At 72.5% G+C, this 16,909-nt stretch carries 13 protein-coding genes; 5 read left to right on the forward strand and 8 right to left on the reverse strand.

From position 1 onward, the window contains the following. Positions 1 to 220: 220 nt before the first annotated feature. The 3 genes from ACWFR1_RS20860 (at position 221) to ACWFR1_RS20870 (ending at position 3,706) form a co-directional block, all read left to right on the forward strand. Positions 221 to 1,153, forward strand: a complete 933-nt coding sequence (locus ACWFR1_RS20860) for an aminoglycoside phosphotransferase family protein (RefSeq protein WP_453553238.1) — start codon at positions 221 to 223, stop codon at positions 1,151 to 1,153. Positions 1,154 to 1,327: 174 nt separating this feature from the next. Further along, the gene (locus ACWFR1_RS20865) at positions 1,328 to 2,278 is read left to right on the forward strand and encodes a LysR substrate-binding domain-containing protein (protein WP_453553240.1); all 951 of its coding nucleotides are present in this window, start codon (positions 1,328 to 1,330) and stop codon (positions 2,276 to 2,278) included. A gap of 72 nt (positions 2,279 to 2,350) precedes the next feature. Beyond that, entirely contained in the window at positions 2,351 to 3,706 is a 1,356-nt protein-coding gene (locus ACWFR1_RS20870; protein ID WP_453553242.1) for a carbohydrate-binding protein, read from the forward strand. Between the two features lie 116 nt (positions 3,707 to 3,822). On the opposite strand, the gene ACWFR1_RS20875 is transcribed toward ACWFR1_RS20870, so the two are convergent. The 4 genes from ACWFR1_RS20875 to ACWFR1_RS20890 form a co-directional block, all read right to left on the reverse strand. Beyond that, complete coding sequence (locus tag ACWFR1_RS20875) at positions 3,823 to 5,223, reverse strand: GH1 family beta-glucosidase (RefSeq protein ID WP_453553244.1); 1,401 nt, start codon at positions 5,221 to 5,223, stop codon at positions 3,823 to 3,825. Between the two features lie 64 nt (positions 5,224 to 5,287). Next, the gene (locus ACWFR1_RS20880) at positions 5,288 to 6,208 is read right to left on the reverse strand and encodes a carbohydrate ABC transporter permease (RefSeq protein WP_453553246.1); all 921 of its coding nucleotides are present in this window, start codon (positions 6,206 to 6,208) and stop codon (positions 5,288 to 5,290) included. Beyond that, a complete protein-coding gene (locus ACWFR1_RS20885; protein WP_453553376.1) occupies positions 6,205 to 7,164 on the reverse strand; it encodes a carbohydrate ABC transporter permease in 960 nt (319 codons plus the stop codon). The genes ACWFR1_RS20880 and ACWFR1_RS20885 overlap by 4 nt, the downstream gene beginning before the upstream one ends. Positions 7,165 to 7,373: 209 nt before the next feature. Then, a complete protein-coding gene (locus tag ACWFR1_RS20890) occupies positions 7,374 to 8,684 on the reverse strand; it encodes an ABC transporter substrate-binding protein (RefSeq protein ID WP_453553248.1) in 1,311 nt (436 codons plus the stop codon). A gap of 279 nt (positions 8,685 to 8,963) precedes the next feature. On the opposite strand from ACWFR1_RS20890, the gene ACWFR1_RS20895 reads away from it, so the two are divergent. Next, on the forward strand, positions 8,964 to 11,780 hold the full coding sequence (locus ACWFR1_RS20895) for a glycosyl hydrolase (RefSeq protein ID WP_453553250.1): 2,817 nt from the start codon (positions 8,964 to 8,966) through the stop codon (positions 11,778 to 11,780). 96 nt (positions 11,781 to 11,876) lie between these two features. On the opposite strand, the gene ACWFR1_RS20900 is transcribed toward ACWFR1_RS20895, so the two are convergent. The 3 genes from ACWFR1_RS20900 to ACWFR1_RS20910 form a co-directional block, all read right to left on the reverse strand. Continuing rightward, on the reverse strand, positions 11,877 to 12,902 hold the full coding sequence (locus ACWFR1_RS20900) for a LacI family DNA-binding transcriptional regulator (protein WP_453553252.1): 1,026 nt from the start codon (positions 12,900 to 12,902) through the stop codon (positions 11,877 to 11,879). 162 nt (positions 12,903 to 13,064) lie between these two features. Then, on the reverse strand, positions 13,065 to 13,319 hold the full coding sequence (locus tag ACWFR1_RS20905) for a LapA family protein (RefSeq protein WP_453553254.1): 255 nt from the start codon (positions 13,317 to 13,319) through the stop codon (positions 13,065 to 13,067). 49 nt (positions 13,320 to 13,368) lie between these two features. Next, complete coding sequence (locus ACWFR1_RS20910) at positions 13,369 to 14,103, reverse strand: beta-glucanase (RefSeq protein ID WP_453553256.1); 735 nt, start codon at positions 14,101 to 14,103, stop codon at positions 13,369 to 13,371. 172 nt (positions 14,104 to 14,275) lie between these two features. Between ACWFR1_RS20910 and ACWFR1_RS20915 the strand changes: the two genes are divergently transcribed. Continuing rightward, complete coding sequence (locus ACWFR1_RS20915) at positions 14,276 to 14,959, forward strand: hypothetical protein (RefSeq protein WP_453553258.1); 684 nt, start codon at positions 14,276 to 14,278, stop codon at positions 14,957 to 14,959. Positions 14,960 to 15,088: 129 nt separating this feature from the next. Here the strand turns inward: ACWFR1_RS20915 and ACWFR1_RS20920 are convergent, their stop codons facing one another. Beyond that, a complete protein-coding gene (locus ACWFR1_RS20920; RefSeq protein WP_453553260.1) occupies positions 15,089 to 16,666 on the reverse strand; it encodes a pectate lyase family protein in 1,578 nt (525 codons plus the stop codon). Positions 16,667 to 16,909: the final 243 nt, after the last annotated feature.

Below are 16,909 nucleotides of genomic sequence, written 5' to 3' on the forward strand. Positions count from 1 at the left end.
CCATCGACCGGACCACCTACAAAGCCACCATCAGCATCACCATGCTCACGAGCAGCCCTTGACGCCCCGACCCCCGCCCTAACTGAACGGCGTTGACGCTAGAGGTCCCGCCGTGAACGCGTCAATAGTTGTGTATCTGATTTTGATTCAGGGATGTGAACGATGGGTGCGGCCCTGGTGAAGCGGCCGCCCTCGGTGCGTCGGCGGGTACGGTGAGCGGATGATCAGGACACCGGAGACGTTCGTGCGGACGACCGTGGAGCGCGAGGGGGAGTCCGGAGCGGCGTGGATCGCCGAACTGCCGCACATCGTCGAGGCGTTGCTGGAGCGCTGGACGTGCCGCCCGGACGGGGAGGTCATGCATGGCGGCGTCGGCGTCATCGTTCCCGTGCGGCGCGGCGACGGGGGCACCGCCGCGCTGAAGGTGTCCTATCCGCACCCCGGCAATGTCCATGAACCCGACGCCTTCGAGGCATGGGGCGGCCGCGGCGCCGTCCTGATCCACGAGCGGGACGACGAGCGCTTCGCGATGCTCCTCGAACGCGCCAGGACCTCCACCCTGGCCGAGATCGAGGACGGCGACGAGGTCCTGACCGTCGCCGGCCGCCTCGGCCGCCGGCTCGCCGTCCCCGCGCCGCCCGGACTGCCCCGGCTGCGGGACCGGGCCGACGCCTGGGAGGAGGAGCTGCGCAAGGACGCCGCCGAGCTCGCGCACGCCCTGGCGCCCGCCGTCGTGGACGCCGCCGTGGCGACCGTCCGCGAACTCGGCGCCACGCAGCCGGACATCCTCGTCCACGGCGACCTCCACCCCGGCAACATCCTGCGTGCCGATCGCGAACCCTGGCTCGCCGTCGACCCCAAGGGGTACGTGGGCGACCCGGCCTACGACGGCGGCACGCTCCTGAAGTCCCGCGCGCTCGCGCTGCTCGAAGCCGACGACCTGCGCGCCGCCGTGGAGCACGCGCTGGACGTCTTCGTCGACGCCGCCGAACTCGACCGCGAGCGCGTCCGTCGCTGGGCCCAACTGCACGCCGTCCAGGCCGCCTTCTGGGGGCGTCGCCATGGATTCCGGCGCGCTCGCGGCGGAACGGAACTCGACTGGCTCGTCGGGTTCGCCGACCACCTGGCCACCCTCCTCGCCGGGCGCGACTGAGCCGCCGCCGCACGCGACCGAGCCGCATCCGCCCGCCGCGACTGAGCCGCATCCGCCCGCCGCGACTGAGCCGCACCCGCCGGACGCGACTGAGCCGCCCCGCCGCAACGCGACGAAGGCGCCCCGCCCGTCGATGGTCTGGACCTATTCGAGGTGGGGCGTCAAGCTCTGGGTATGGAACTGGAGTTGAGGCACCTCAAGGCGATCCGCGCCATCGCGGACGCGGGCAGTCTCACGCGCGCCGCCACCGCGCTCGGCCTCGCGCAGCCCGCACTCAGTGCCCAGCTCAAGCGGATCGAACGGGCCCTGGGCGGCGCCCTGTTCGAACGGGGGCGCGAGGGGGTGCGGGCCACGGCCCTCGGGGATCTGGTCCTCGACCGCGCCCGGGTCGTGCTGCCCGCCGTGTGCGAGCTGCAGGAGGAGGCGGTCCGCTTCGCCCGGGAGGGGGCCGGCGGCTACCGGCTCGGCGGCACCCACGGCCCGCTCCTCGGCGGCCTCGTCGACCGCCTCGCCCGCACCGAGCCGGGCGCGCCGGTGACCACGTACACCTCCTGGTCGGAGCGGGAGATCGCCCGCGGGGTCGCCGCCGGCCGGCTGGACTTCGCCCTGGTCGGGGTCTGCGGTGAGAGCGCGCCGCCCGAGGCGGGACGGCTCGCCTGGACGGAGGTGGCCCGCGACCCGGTGTACGTGATGCTGGCCGCCGACCATCCGCTGGCCTCCCGTACCGAACTCGACCTGGCGGAACTGGCGGTGGAGGCCTGGACGGACGTCCCGGGCGACGGCTGCTTCGGCGACTGCTTCGCCGCCGCGTGCGTGCGCGCGGGCTTCACCCCGGCCTGCGTGTACGAGACGGACACCGCCTCCTGCGTGCACCTGGTCCAGGTGGGCCGGGCCGTCGGCCTCTGCCGGGCCACCTTCCCCGTGACGCCGGGCATCGTGACCCGCCCCCTGGCCGGCGCCCCGCTGGTCTGGCGACACCTCATCGGCTGGCACCCCGAGGGGCGGGCGGCCGCGCGGGCCGCGACCGTCCTCCATCACACCCGGGCCGCCCACGCGGAGGCACTCGCCCGCAGCGCGGGCCGGACCGGCGCGCCGGGGCATAACGCCGTGGCAGGGGCCGACTGACAACTCCCGCCGCCCCCTTGGGGATCCCTACGGTTTCGGCACAACCCCCACCGAGAACCGAGGAGACACCCCATGCTCCGACGACCCGCCCGCGCGGCGTGTACCGCCCTGGTCGCCGCCGGGATGGCGCTGGCCGGACTCCAGGCCGGGACCGCCACCGCTGCCCCGGACAGGAATCCGGCCGCGAAGACCGCCGCTCAGACCCTCGCCGCCACGTCAGTCCAGCCCGAACTCCTCTCCGCGATGCGGCGCGACCTGGGACTCACCGGCCCCCAGGCCCTGACCCGGCTCGCGAACGAGGCCGAGGCCGGTGCCACCGCCGCCCGGCTCCGCCAGGGCCTCGGCGGCGCCTTCGCCGGAGCCTGGGTGGACGGAGCGGAGTCCGGCACCCTGACCGTGGCCACCACCCGGGCCGCCGACGCGGCCGCGATACGCGCCACGGGCGCGCACCCCCGGCTCGTCCCGCACAGCCTGACCGCCCTGGAGGGGGCCAAGCAGGCCCTGGACAGGGCCGCCGACGCCGAGGCGCCCGTCCGCTACGTCGACGTGCGCGCCAACGTCCTCGTCGTCGAGGAGGCGCGGGCCGGCGCCGGAGCGCGTCTCGTCGAGGCCACCGGGGTCCCACGCGAACTCGTACGGGTGGTGAGGACCGCGCAGGCACCGCGCCCGCTCTACGACATCCGGGGCGGCGACGCGTACTACATGGGTGGCGGAGGCCGCTGCTCCGTCGGTTTCGCGGTGACCCGCGGGACGACGCAGGGCTTCGCCACGGCGGGACACTGCGGCCGTGCGGGCACCACGACCAGCGGCTTCAACCAGGTGGCCCAGGGCAGCTTCCAGGGCTCGATCTTCCCCGGCAACGACATGGCCTGGGTCGCCGCCAACACCAACTGGACCGCCACCCCGTACGTCAAGGGCTCCGGCGGCGCGAACGTCCAGGTGACCGGTTCGGTCCTGCAGCCCGTCGGCGCGTCCGTCTGCCGCTCCGGCTCCACCACCGGCTGGCACTGCGGCACGATCCAGCAGCACAACACCAGCGTCACGTACCCCGAGGGCACCATCTCCGGCGTCACCCGCACGACCGTCTGCGCCGAGCCCGGCGACTCCGGCGGCTCGTACATCTCGGGCAGCCAGGCCCAGGGCGTGACCTCGGGCGGCTCCGGCAACTGCTCCAGCGGCGGCACGACCTTCTTCCAGCCGCTGAACCCCCTGCTGCAGAACTACGGCCTGACGCTGAGGACCACCGGAAGCGACCCCGGCCCCGGGCCCGGCGAACCGCAGCCGGGCGGCACCTGGGCGGCGGGCAAGGTCTACGCGGCCGGTGACACGGTCACGTACGGCGGCGCGACCTACCGCTGCCTCCAGGGCCACCAGGCCCAGACAGGCTGGGAGCCGCCGAACGTCCCGGCCCTGTGGCAGCGCCAGTGACCCACGCCCGGCGGTGACCTCCTGCCCCCGTCCGGGTGGTGACCGGGGTGCCGCGGCCCCGAGGGGGGTGCCACGGCACCCCCCTCGGGGCCAGGGTCGCCGCCCGCGCGGCGCCCTCAGGCGCCGAGGCCACCCCGGGCGATCACGTCCGCGTACCAGCGGGCGCTGTCCTTGAGCGTCCGGCGCTGCGTGGCGAAGTCGACGTGCACGATGCCGAACCGCTTGCTGTAGCCGTACGCCCACTCGAAGTTGTCGAGGAGCGACCACAGGAAGTAGCCCCGGACGTCCGCCCCGTCCGCGAGGGCGCGATGGACCGCCGCCAGATGCGCGTGCAGATAGGCCACCCGCTCCGGGTCCTTCACGTTCCCCGACGGGTCCGCGTAGTCGTCGTACGCCGCGCCGTTCTCCGTCACCACCAGGGGGACGCCCGGCAGTTCGTCCCGCAGCCGCACGAGGAGCTCGTGCAGTCCGTCCGCGTCCACCGGCCAGTCCATCGCGGTACGGGGCCCGGGAGCCGGCTCGAACCGTACGTGCCGCTCGGCGCCCGCCCACGGCGAGGGTGACGCGGACCTGCCCGCCGCGACGACCGCGGGAGAGTAGTAGTTGATGCCCAGCGAGTCGATCGGCGCGGCCGCCGTCGCCAGGTCGCCGTCCTCGACGAAGGACCAGTCAGTGATCCCGGCCGTGTCGCGGACCAGGTCCTCGGGGAGCCGGCCGTGGAAGACCGGGTCGAGGAAGACACGGTTGCCGACGGCGTCGATCCTGCGGGCCGCGTCCCTGTCCTCGGGCGACTCGGAACGGGCCCTCACCGCATGCAGGTTGAGCGTCAGGGACACCTCGGCCGAGGCGGGCAGCGCCCCGCGCAGCACCCGTGCGGCCAGCCCGTGCGCGAGGTTGAGGTGGTGGGCGGCGCGCAGCGAGTCGAGGGCGCTGGTCCGCCCGGGGGCGTGCACGCCCTCGCCGTAGCCGAGGAAGGCGACGCACCAGGGCTCGTTGAGCGTGGTCCAGGTCGCCACCCGGTCGCCGAGCGCCTCCGCCATGACACCCGCGTACTCGGCGAAGCGGTACGCGGTGTCCCGCTGCGGCCAGCCCCCTCCGTCCTCCCACTCCTGCGGCAGGTCCCAGTGGTAGAGCGTCGCCACGGGCCGGATCCCGGCCTCCAGGAGGCCGTCGACGAGCCGCCGGTAGAAGTCGATGCCCCGGGCGTTGACCGGTCCACGACCGGTGGGCAGCACGCGCGGCCACGCGATCGAGAAGCGGTAGTCGGTGACGCCGAGCCGCCGCATCAGGGCGAGGTCCTCGTCGAGCCGGTGGTAGTGGTCTGCGGCGATGTCGCCGGTGTCGCCGTTGCGCACCTTGCCCGGCGTACGGCTGAAGGTGTCCCAGACGGACGGCGCGCGGCCGTCCTCGGCTGCGGCACCCTCGATCTGGTACGCCGCGGTGGCGGTGCCCCAGCGGAAGCCTGCCGGGAACCGGAGGGCGGTCGGGCTGTCGGGGCGTGCGTCGAGCGCGGTCATGAGGAGGGAGCTCCCGGTGGTGAGAGGTCTGTTGGGGGAGGGGCGGGGAGGCGTCGGCGTGGGGTCAGCCCTTGACCGCGCCCTGCATGATGCCGCCGACGATCTGCCGGCCGAGCAGACCGAAGACCAGCAACACCGGCAGGGTGCCGAGCAGGGTGCCCGCCATGATCACGGACTGGTCGTGGACGTAGCCGCCGCCGAGCTGGCGCAGGGCGACCTGGACGGTCGGCTCGGAGGAGGTGAGGGCGACGACCGGCCAGAAGAAGTCGTTCCACGCGGCCATGAAGGTCAGCAGTCCGAGCACCGCCATGCCGGGCCGGGCGATCGGCACCACGATCGACCAGAAGATCCGCGCGGTGGACGCGCCGTCGACCCTGGCCGCCTCGATCAGCTCGTCCGGCAGCGTCTGCACCAGGTACTGCCGCATGAAGAACACACCGAACGCCGAGACCAGGCCCGGCAGGATCACCGACTGGAGCTGGTTCACCCACCCCAGTTCGGCGATCATCATGAACAGCGGGATCACCCCGAGCTGCGGCGGGATCATCATGGTGCCGACGGTGACCGTGAGCAGCGCGCCCCGGCCGCGGAACCGGAGCTTGGCGAAGGCGAAGCCGGCGAGCGTGCAGCACAGCACGGTGCCGAGGGTGATCGAACCGGAGACGATCAGGGAGTTCAGCAACGCCTTCCCGATGTCCGCCTCTTCGAGCACGGCCTCGAAGTTGCGGATCAGGTGCGGGCCGGGCACGAGGGACGGCGGGACCTGTGCCAGATCGGCGTTGGAGCGGCTCGCGGCGACGAGGGTCCAGTAGAACGGGAAGGCGGAGAAGAGGACGGCGACGATCAGGATCGCGTAGGCGACGGGCCCCGCGTGCAGGGTGCGGCCCGCCCGCGAGGGGCGGCCGCGCCGGGGCGGGGACGCCGGGGCGGGCTCGGCGTGCCGCGCCGGTCGGATCGGGGCCTCGGTGGTGCCCGGCGCGGTCATCGGCCGGCCTCCTTGCGGGAACGGCGGCGCGCGATCAGGGCGTTGGCCCCGACGAGCACCACGATGAGCAGGAACATCACCCAGGCGATGGCGGCCGCCCGACCCAGGTGGAAGAAGCCCCAGCCCTGCTCGTACATGTAGAGGCCGAGCGTCTGGTACTGGTGCGAGATGCCGCCCGAGATCGACCCTTCGAGCAGCAGCGGTTCCCCGAACAACTGGGTCGCGCCGATCGTGGAGACGATGACCGTGAAGACGATGGTGGGCCGCAGTCCGGGCAGCGTGACGTGGAGGAACTGCCGCCATCGCGAGGCGCCGTCCATCGCGGCGGCCTCGTACAGCTCGTCGGGGATCGACTGCATGCCGGCCAGGTAGATGAGCGCGTTGTAGCCGGTCCAGCGCCAGACGACGACGGTCGAGACGGCGACCTGCGACGCGACCGTACCGGTCTGCCAGTCGACGGGACCGATGCCCACGGCGCCGAGCAGGTAGTTGAACAGTCCGAAGTCGCGCCCGAAGAGCTGGGCGAAGACGAGGGTGGCGGCGGCGACCGAGGTCGCGTACGGCAGCAGGATCGCGGTCCGCAGGAAAGTGCGGCCGCGCATCCGGTAGTTGAGCAGATGCGCGAGCCCGAGGGCCATGACCAGCTGCGGCACGGTGGAGAGCACGCCGATGGTGAACGTGTTGCGCAGCGCGGTCCAGAAGTACGCGTCGCCGAGCAGCGCGGTGTAGTTGCCGAGCCCCCGCCACTCCATGTCGCCGGGCGTCTGGAGCTCGACCCGGTACAGCGAGACGTAGGCGGTGTAGATCAGCGGGAAGACGCCGAAGGCGGCGAAGAGGGTGAAGAACGGGGCGATGTAGGCGTACGGCGAGGCCTTCTGCCAGGCCCGCCGGGCCGACGACCCCCGCCGGGGCGCGGGGCGGGACGTCGGCGGTGCCACGGGTGCGGTGAGGGTCACGGTGCGGCCCTTCGGGGAGGATGCGAGGAAGGTCGAGAAGGAGTCGAGGCGGGCGCGGAGCAGGGGGCGGCGAAGGGGCGGGGCCGGGGCTGGGCCGGAGCCGGGCCCGGCCGGGGCGGGTCCACGGCCCGGCCGGGCGTCCTGCGCGGGAAGCGGGGCGACCGGCCGGCACGCACCGGAGGCGGCCGCCCGGCCGGCACGCATCGGGATCAGCCGAGGGTGTTCGCGACGCCCTTCCGGGCGTTCTCCCACGCCTTCCCGGGCGCGGTGCCCTTGCGCTCGACCTCGCTCAGCGCGTTGGTGATCTGCTGGGCGATGTTCTGGTCGTGCACACCGAGGACCTGGACCGGGGCGGCCTTCGCCGCGTCACCGAAGATCCTGCCGATCGGCGCGTTCGAGAAGTACGGGTCCTTGGCGGCGGCGACCTTCTCGATCGCGGCGGTGGCGGAGGGGAAGTTGCCCTGCTTCTCGAAGAGCCTCGCCTGCTGCTCGGGCGCCGTGAGCCAGGTGATCAGCTCGTACGCCTCCTTCTTGTGCCGCGCCGCCTTCGGCACGGCGAGGTAGGAACCGCCCCAGTTGCCGGCGCCGCCGGGGAGCCTGGCCACGTCCCACTTGCCCTTGCCGCTCTCGCCTGCCTGGCCCTTGATGTAGCCGAGCATCCAGGCGGGGCAGGGGATCGTGGCGAAGGAACCGGCGGCGAAGGCCTGGTTCCACTGCGGTGACCACTGGTCGAGCTCGGCGCTCAGCCCGCTCTCGGCCGCCTGGACGGAGTGGTCCCAGGCGGCGCGCAGGGCGGGGTTCTCCTCCCAGATCAGCTTCCCGGAGGCGTCGTAGTACCGCTCCTTCTCCTGCCCGATCATGATCGAGTAGAGGCTGCCGACGCTGTCGAGCCAGGCGCTCCCGCCGGCCGCCTTGGCCTTGTACTGCTTCCCCAGCTGCAGGTAGCCGTCCCAGGTGGCCCAACGCTTCGCGAGTTCCTCGCGGTCGGTCGGCAGTCCGGCCTTCGCGAAGAGGTCCTGGCGGTAGCACATCGCCTCGGGTCCGACGTCCGTGCCGAGTGCGAGGACCTCGCCGTTCTTCCCGGTGGCCGCCGCCCACTTCGCCTCGGCGAAGCGGGACTTGAGGTCGTCCGCGCCGTACTTCCTCAGGTCCTCGAACTTGTCGGCCTGCTGCTGTGTGACGGAGGCGATCCGGCCCACCTCGACGCCCTGCACGTCCGCGAGGCCGGCGCCGCCGGCGAGCCGGGTCTGGAGGGACTTCCAGTAGTCGGCCTCGTCCTCCGTGTCCGTCTGCTTGACGGTGACGCCCGGGTGGAGCTTCTCGTACTCGGCGAAGAGCCCGGCCTCCTTGTATCCGAAGGAGCCGAACAGGTCCACGGTGATCGTCACCTTGCCGCCCGCGCCGTCCGTGGCGGCCCCGTCCGACGAGCTCCCGCAGGCGGTGAGCAGCGCCGCGCTCAGGACGACCGCCCCGAGGCGTACGGCGAAGGTGGTGGATCCGGCGGCTCGATCGTTGGGCATGGGGGCCTCCCTTGGCTCCGGGGCGAGCGAGAGAACTGATTGAGAGCGCTCTCAAGAATGCGGTTGGAGCGTGCCCGGGCTCTGGGTGTCCCGTCAAGACTTGAAGGCGTAACGGCTTGGCCTCGGACCCAACTGCCCTCTGTGTCCCCTCTCTTGACACCCAGGTTTCGAGAGTTTTACGTTTTCGGCCATCCGAAGCGCTTGAGAGCGCTCTCGAAGCCTCTCGGGGACCGTCCCCCATCCGTGCTCGATCCTTCGTGACGACATGAGGTGCCGTTCATGCCAGCCCCCCGCACGCGTTCAGCCCCCCGCACCCGCTGGGCCCCCCGCACCCGACCGGCAGCCGTACTGGCCCTGGTCTCCGCCCTCGCAGCCCTGGGACTCGGCCCCGCCGCCGCCCCGGCGGCCGCCGCCACCGTCCCCGCGGGCGCCGGAAGCTACTCCGACACCCGCCCCGCCGGCACCTCAGGACCCACCACCAACACCGGCGCACCGGTCGCCCCCAAGGTCACCGCCGCCGCCCAGGGCAAGCCGGTGCCCACCAACGACTGGTGGTCCTCCCTCGCCTTCCAGCGCTACGGCGACAACCCCTACTCCACCCCCATGTACGGCCACCCGCTCACCTACCAGGCCACGGCCGGCGGCCTGGACATCGGCTACCCGACCAGCGCCGCCGTCGTCGGCGACGGCCGCCAGTACGAGTACGCCCACCAGCGCGACCTCACCCTCGGCCTCACCGGGCTCAACTCGCCCGACACCAAGGTCGACGCCTGGTCCGACTGGACCGTCACCCCCTTCTGGTCCGACGGCGCGCGCACCCTGCGCACCACCATCGGCCACGGCATGCCCTTCGTGTACGCCAAGGGCACGGGCGGCGACGCCCGGATCACCACCGCCACCGCGCCCACCGTCTTCGCCGACCAGGGAAACGTCCTCGGCATCACCGTCGCCGGCCACCACTACGCCCTCTTCGCGCCCAGCGGCACCGACTGGAGCGTCGCGGGCTCCACCCTCACCGCGGGCCTCGGCGGCAAGGACTACTTCTCCGTCGCCGTGCTGCCGTCCACCGACGCGCTCACGACCTTCCGGAAGTACGCGTACAGCTTCGTCACCGGATCCACGGTGAACTGGAGTTACGACGCCGGTACCGTCCGCGCCACCTACGGGCTCACCACCGAGGCGAAGGAGGGCACCGAGCGCGGCACCCTCCAGGCGCTCTACCGGCACCAGTGGCTGCACACCACCGACCCGCTCACCCCGTACACCTACGTCTCCCCCCGCGGCACCATGAAGGTCCGGGAGGCCGCCTCCTTCACCACCACCCAGAAGGCGGCCGCCACCCTGCCCGGCCTCCCGGGCGGCAGCGGTGTGGACACGGCCCGGCTGCGCGGCCACCTCAACGAGGTCGCGAACTCCTCCGACCCCTTCTCCGGAGCCGTCGACACGTACTGGACGGGCAAGGCCCTCGGCAAGCTCGCCCAACTGGTGCCGCTCGCCGACCAGATCGGCGAGGGCGCCATCCGCGACAAGCTCCTCGGCCTCATGAAGGGCCGTCTCCAGGACTGGTTCACGGCCGGCGGAGCGAGCGAGTTCTCCTACGACCGGTCCTGGAAGACCCTCACGGGCTATCCGGCCTCCTACGGCAGCGACACCGAACTCAACGACCACCACTTCCACTACGGCTACTACGTCTACGCCGCCGCGATCGTCGCCCAGTACGACCCGGCCTGGGCCGCCGACTCCGCCTGGGGCTCCATGGTGAAGACCCTGGTCCGCGACACCGCCAACCCCGGCCGCACCGACGGCGCCTTCCCCTTCCTGCGCGGCTTCGACGTCTACGCCGGACACAGCTGGGCCAGCGGCCACCAGGGCTTCGCCGCCGGCAACAACCAGGAGTCGTCCTCGGAGTCGACCAACCTGAGCGCCGCACTCGTCCTGTGGGGCTCGGCGACCGGCGACACCGCGCTGCGCGACCTCGGCACCTACCTCCTCACCACGGAGGGCGAGGCCATCGCCCAGTACTGGTTCGACGCCGACCAGCAGGTCTCCCCCGCCGGCTTCTCGCACGACACGGCCGGCATGGTGTGGGGCAGCGGCGCCGCCTACTCGACCTGGTGGACCGCCAACCCCGAGGAGATCCACGGCATCAACGTCCTTCCCGTGACCGGTGGTTCACTCCACCTCGGCGGCCACAAGGACGCCGTCCGGCGCAACATCGCCGAACTGGAACGGGAGAACGGCGGACCCGCCGTCGAATGGCGGGACATCCTCTGGGAGTTCCAGTCCTTCGCCGACCCGGCCGCCGCGAAGGCGAAGTGGGACGCCGGCCACGCCGGCTACACCCCCGAGGCAGGGGAGTCCAAGGCCCACACCTATCACTGGCTGACCACCCTCGACGCGCTCGGCGCCCCCGACGCCACCGTCACCGGCTCCCTCCCCACCTCGGCGGTCTTCACCGAGGGCACCACCCGGACGTACGTGGCCCACAACCACGGCACGACCGCCCGCACGGTCACCTTCTCCGACGGCAAGTCCCTGACCGTGCCAGCGCGTTCCACCGCCACGGGCAACGGCACGGGCGGCGGCACAGACCCCGACCCCGACCCCGAGCCCGGCACCGGGAACACCTTCCAGCTCCGCACCGGCGGCACCCTCACCACGGCCACCGGCGCCACGGCGGGCAGCGACACCGTCCTCTCGGCGCAGGGCGCCAACCACGACGGGACCCCGAACCGGCCGGTCGTCTACGAGGCCAGGGGCGTCAACGGCACGCACAGGGCGGGCGCGGCCACCGCCTTCCGCCTCCAGCTCGACGCCGGGACGGCCGTCGGCCTCGGCCAGCAGGCCCGGATCAGCTACGACCTCACCGGTGACGGCACCTTCGAACGGACCGAGACGTACCAGTACTTCGCGACCGACCCGCTGACGGGCTGGGAGGAGTACGCCCAGTCAAGCGGCCTCAAGTCCGCCACCGGCACCCTCGGCAACCTGAGCGGCGGGACGGTCCGCCTTGAGGTGTGGAGCGCGATCGGGAACGGAGACGCGCGCCTCCAGACCGGCACGGACCGGTCCGTGGTCGTCATCCCGTACGACTGACCGACGCCCGTCGCAGGGCGGCGGCGGTGACCGACACTCCCCACAGGGCGGCGGGCCCGGAGAACACCTCCGGGCCCGCCGCCGTCGCGCGTTCCCTCAGGCCGACTCGCGGCGCACCAGCGACGTCGGGGTGATCACGGAGTCGGGCGCCGCGCCGCCCGGTCCGTCGAGCAGCCGCATCAGCAGCTTGACCATCAACCGGCCCATGCCCTCGATGTCCTGGCGGATCGTGGTCAGCGCGGGCGAGGTCCGGTCGACCACCGAGGCCATGTCGTCGAAGCCGACGACCGCGACCTCCTCGGGCACCCGCACCCCGCGCTCGCGCAGGGTCCGCAGCGCACCCGTCGCCATCAGGTCGTTCGCGACGAAGACGCCGTCGAGGTCCGGCCTGCGGTCGAGGAGCTCGGCCATGGCGCGGGCGCCGCTCTCCTCGGTGAAGGAGCCCTGGCACAGGAGCGCCGGATCGGCGTCGGGCAGGACGTCGTGATAGCCGCGGAGCCGGTCGACCGCGGACGTCTGGTCGCGGGGCCCGGCGATGTGGGCGACGGCCCTGCGGCCCAGACCGACGAGGTGCCCCACGGCCTCCCGGGCGCCGCCGCGGTTGTCGCAGTCGACGAACGGCACGGCCGGATCGATGCCCGAGGCGGGGCGCCCGCCGAACACCACCGGGATCCTGGCCCGGTCGATCAGGGCCGGCAGCGCGTCGTCGCTGTGCAGCGAGAACGCGAGCGCCCCGTCGACGTGCCCGCCGCCCAGATAGCGCGCGATCCGCTCGTGATCACCGGGCCCCTCCACCCACAGCAGCACCAGCTGGGAGTCGTACGCCGTCAACTCCCGGCTGATGCCGCGCACCTGCTGCTCGAAGAACGGGTCGGAGAAGATCCGGAACTCCGGCTCCTCGATGATGACGGCCACGGCGCCGTTGCGCCGGGTGACCAGGGTGCGCGCCGCGTGGTTCGGGACGTAGCCGAGCTCGTCGACGGCCCTGTTCACCTTCTCGACCAGCGGAGCGCGCACGCCCGCACCGCCGTTGACGACGCGCGAGGCCGTGGCGCGGGACACGCCGGCGCGCGCGGCGACGGCCTCCAGCGTGGGGCGGGGCCCCGTGGTCTGCTCGGGCAAGGCGGTCGCTCCCTCGTCTGCGTCTGCTGAGCTGCGCTCCGACGCGGACCAGGATATCCGCAGCCCCGACTCCCTGAGAGCGCTCCCAGAGAGTCGACACCCGATAGACGCCGTAGGAGGGCCAGGGAGTCGACGCCCGATAGGCGCCGCAGGGCGGTCGCCTCAGCGCCTCGCTCGCCGTCGGGCGATGAACAGGCCGAGGACCATGCCCACGAGCAGGGTGACCGTGAGCACGACCCAGAGGGGCAGGGTGACGGTGGGGATCCAGAGCCGGATGCTGACCGACCCGGTGTTGACCGCGATGAACCAGATCGCGAGACCCGCGAGCACGATGAACCCGATGGTGCGGATCCGCATGTCCCGGCCCTTGACGGTCAGCGTCGAGGGGCCGTGCCGTGGAGGTGCGTTCTGTGCCATGCCTCCCATTGTCTGCCCAAACCGGGCGGCTCTCGACCGGAGAGGGGGATCACCCCCGGTAGACGCGCAGCGCCGCCACCTCGTAGGACATCTCCGAGACGTGCTCCTCCGGGGCCGGGTGGTAGCGGCCCGAGCAGACCGACAGGTTCACGATGAGGTGCGCCCGCCAGGAGGGCCCCACCCCTCGCCGGTCGTCGAAGACCCGCGCGCCGTTGACCCACCACACCACGGAGCGCGCGCCGAACTCGACCCGGAGGTCGACCCACGCCCCCGGCTGGACGGCGGGGTCGCGGAAGTAGTGGTGGCGCCCCCGGACGCGGTTCGACAGCTCCAACAGGTCGGGGTTGTCGGGGTGGTACTCGAAGACGTCGACCTCCTGTCCGCCGTCGAGCCAGGTCCAGATCGCCGGCCAGGCGCCCCTCTCGACGGGCAGCCGGACCCGGGCCTCCAGGACGTCCTCCGCCCGGACCAGAAAGCCCTCCGGGCTGCCCTCGGTCGTGAGCAGCCCGGCGTCCCAGTTCCCGTCGTCGCGGCGGGTCGCCCGGAACAGGCCTGTGCGGCTGTGGGCGGGATCCTCCGTCAGGTGGTCGAGCTTGTCGTCGCCCGGATTGGTCGGACCGCCGCCGGGATAGGCCCAGGAGTGGCCCGCCGCCCACTGCTCGGTGGACGAGAAGTCCGCGTCGAGGACGAGTGTCCCGAGGGCGCGCGGCGGCGCGGGCGTACCCCCTCCGGTGCCGGAACCGGCACCGCGGCGCAGCAGTCGGTCGAAGAAGTCGGACAGCACGGCACGCTCCTTTCGCGCGAGCCCCGCTCGGGCCTCGGACGATCCGTCCAGCTTGCACGGCGTGGCAGCTTTACGTGCCTGATTGGCGACAATGCGTCACGGCCGCCTTGCCTGCGAGGCCGTCGAACGCCCCGCGACGCAACGCCCGCCGCCCCGCCTCGTTGATCACGCCATGAACCCCGTCACCGTCCCCCGGACGCTTCGCACCCTGACCACCACCGCCCTCGCCGCCCTGATGCTGGGGATCGCGGGCGCGCAGAGCACCTACGCCGGCCCGGCGGAGGAGACCTGCCCCTCCACCGCGGAGATCTTCGCCACCGACAACACCGCGATCATCACGGATCCCGAGGACCCCCGGCTCGACACCCGGCTCACGCGGTTCGCCCACGAGGTGCGCGGGATCATCCGGGCCCACGGTGCGAAGCCCGGCGCCTCGGAACTCCTGGACGGTGTCTTCTGGTCCACCGACCTGCGGCAGGCCACGTACGAACGCTCCCGCGAGTTCGAGGTGAACCGGGTCGGACGCGACGGGCTCCACCACATCGCCGGCGTCATCGCCAAGGAGTACGACCAGGAGGCCGTGCTCACCTTCCGCTGTCTGCCGCGGACGTCGCCGGAGACCGACGCCGTGGAGATCGAGGTCCCCGGCGTCACTCCGGGCGATCTGCGCGCGGCCCTGCTCGTGGACCCCGAGGCGCGCGAGAAGCTCGGCGGCGGCTCGGTCACCCTCGAAGGCCGGCTGATCCTCGTCGCCCCGGTCGCGGACCTGCCGCTGGCCCGGCGGTTCACGGCCACGCTCGGCGCCGACTGGAACGAGGCCGAGGTGCGGTACGGCGACCGGGAGTTCGTGAGCTGAGCCGGGACGCACGACCGCCCGCCGGGACCGGAGGAACCGGTCCCGGCGGACGGCCGCGAGGCGGCGCCGTCATCCGGCGTACGTTTCGGATATCCGGTGGACGTCTCGGCTATCCGGCGAACGTTCCGGTTATCCGGCGTACGTCTCGAACTCGGCGACCCGGGGTGTCGCCGACGAGCCGGTGATCTCGAAGGTCACCTTGCTCAGGGTGGTCCGGGCGAAGGTGACGGGCCCGGCGCCGCTGCCGGAGGAGAGGACGGCCCCGGTGTCGGCGTTGAGGAGCCGCCACGATCCGATGCGGCCCGTGGCTCCGGCCGCCTCCTTGACGACGACCCGGGACACGGCGGTGGGGGAGCCCCACTTGATCGACACGGAACCGGTCGCGCCGGCCGGCGACCAGTAGGTGCTCAGGTCACCGTCCCGTACGTTCCCGTAGCTGGTCCCGTCGGCCTTGCTGGACCCGTCGGAACCCGCCCCGATGCTGAGGTTCGTCCCGCTGGGCTGGGACGACGTCGGCGTGGGCGTCGGGGGAGGCGTGGTGGGGGCCGTCGTCGTCGGCGCCGGGGTGGTCGGGGTCGGGGTGGTCGGTGCCGGGGTCTGGGGCGAGCAGGCGCCGTCCGACACCTGGAGGCCCTTGCCCGCACCCGCCGTCCGGCTCACGACGTCCGGTACGCAGCTCGCCGGGTCGAGGCTGTAGGCGTACGGGACGCTGACCGTGGTGTTGGACTGCGGGTCCGGTCCCGCCGGGTCGTTCTCGGGGCCGGGGCTCGACCAGGTGACGTTGTCGAAGACGTTGCCGCTGACCTGCCAGTACCCGGCCGCGTCGGTGTAGAAGGTGCCGAGGACGTCCTTGGAGTCCTCGAAGTAGTTGTTGTCGACCTTGGCGCGGGCCCCGGCACGGGAGTTGATGCCGGACTCGTTGAGGCTCACGTAGTGGTTGTTGTAGATGTGGGCCGTGCCGCCGCGCAGGAGGGGCGCGCGGGAGTCGATGTTCTCGTAGAGGTTGTGGTGGTAGGTGAGGAAGCCGTTCGAGAGGTCGGTCTCGCTGGAGCCGACGAGACCGCCCCGGCCGGAGTTGCGCAGGACGCTGTAGGACAGCGTCACGTACTGGGTGTTGTCCTTCATGTCGAAGAGGCCGTCGAAGCCCTCCGACTCGCCGCCCGAGGCCTCCAGGGTGACGTGGTCGACCCAGACGTTGCGGACGTCGCTCTCCATGCCGATGGCGTCGCCGCCGTTGGACGTCGGCGAGCCCGACTTCTTGACGTTCCGTACGGTCACGTTCTGGATGACGATGTTGCTCGCCGACCGGATGTGGATGCCCAGCTGGTCGAAGACCGCTCCGGCGCCGACGCCGACGATCGTGACGTTGCTGATCTGCTTGAGCTCGATCACGCCGGCGGCGGTGCTGCAACTGCCGCCCGACACCTGGCTGGTGTTGCCGTGGTTGATGGTCCCCTCGACCTCGATGGTGATCGGGGTGCTGCTGGAGGCCCGGCCGCACAGGGCCGCGTGGATCGCGGTACCGGTGGTGGCCCGCACGGTCTGCCCGCCCGCGCCGCCGGTGGTCCCGCCGTTCTGCGTCGCGTAGCCGGTGGCGCCGGCGGTGGCCGCCGATGCCGCGGGTGCCGAGAGGACGGCCCCTGTCGCGGCCGCGAGGGCCGTCGCGGCCAGCGCCGCCTGGAGTCGTCGTGCGACTGCTCGTCTCATGATCGCCTTCCTGATGCGTCGTCGGAGGACGGGAGTCCGGCCCCGCGTACCGGCTCCCGAATGAACGTAGAAAGCGCTTTCTGCCCGCGACGATAGGGTCAGGACTCCGGGCTGACAAGGCTCCGCGCACCACGGAATTCCCGGTTCCTCTGCGGCACTTGATTCCCGGTCCCGGGCGGCACCGGTCCGTGTGCCGACGCCGAGCGCGCCGCGCTCCCAGGGCCCCTGGCAGTCGGCCGGGCG

The sequence above is a fragment of the Streptomyces sp. NPDC055103 genome, assembly GCF_053607625.1.

Bases quoted from the DNA above. Each gene is read 5' to 3' on its own strand.
- ACWFR1_RS20860 (WP_453553238.1), top strand. From the start codon at position 221: ATGATCAGGACACCGGAGACGTTCGTGCGGACGACCGTGGAGCGCGAG.
- ACWFR1_RS20865 (WP_453553240.1), top strand. From the start codon at position 1,328: ATGGAACTGGAGTTGAGGCACCTCAAGGCGATCCGCGCCATCGCGGAC.
- ACWFR1_RS20870 (WP_453553242.1), top strand. From the start codon at position 2,351: ATGCTCCGACGACCCGCCCGCGCGGCGTGTACCGCCCTGGTCGCCGCC.
- ACWFR1_RS20875 (WP_453553244.1), bottom strand. From the start codon at position 5,223: ATGACCGCGCTCGACGCACGCCCCGACAGCCCGACCGCCCTCCGGTTC.
- ACWFR1_RS20880 (WP_453553246.1), bottom strand. From the start codon at position 6,208: ATGACCGCGCCGGGCACCACCGAGGCCCCGATCCGACCGGCGCGGCAC.
- ACWFR1_RS20890 (WP_453553248.1), bottom strand. From the start codon at position 8,684: ATGCCCAACGATCGAGCCGCCGGATCCACCACCTTCGCCGTACGCCTC.
- ACWFR1_RS20895 (WP_453553250.1), top strand. From the start codon at position 8,964: ATGCCAGCCCCCCGCACGCGTTCAGCCCCCCGCACCCGCTGGGCCCCC.
- ACWFR1_RS20905 (WP_453553254.1), bottom strand. From the start codon at position 13,319: ATGGCACAGAACGCACCTCCACGGCACGGCCCCTCGACGCTGACCGTC.
- ACWFR1_RS20915 (WP_453553258.1), top strand. From the start codon at position 14,276: ATGAACCCCGTCACCGTCCCCCGGACGCTTCGCACCCTGACCACCACC.
- ACWFR1_RS20920 (WP_453553260.1), bottom strand. From the start codon at position 16,666: ATGAGACGAGCAGTCGCACGACGACTCCAGGCGGCGCTGGCCGCGACG.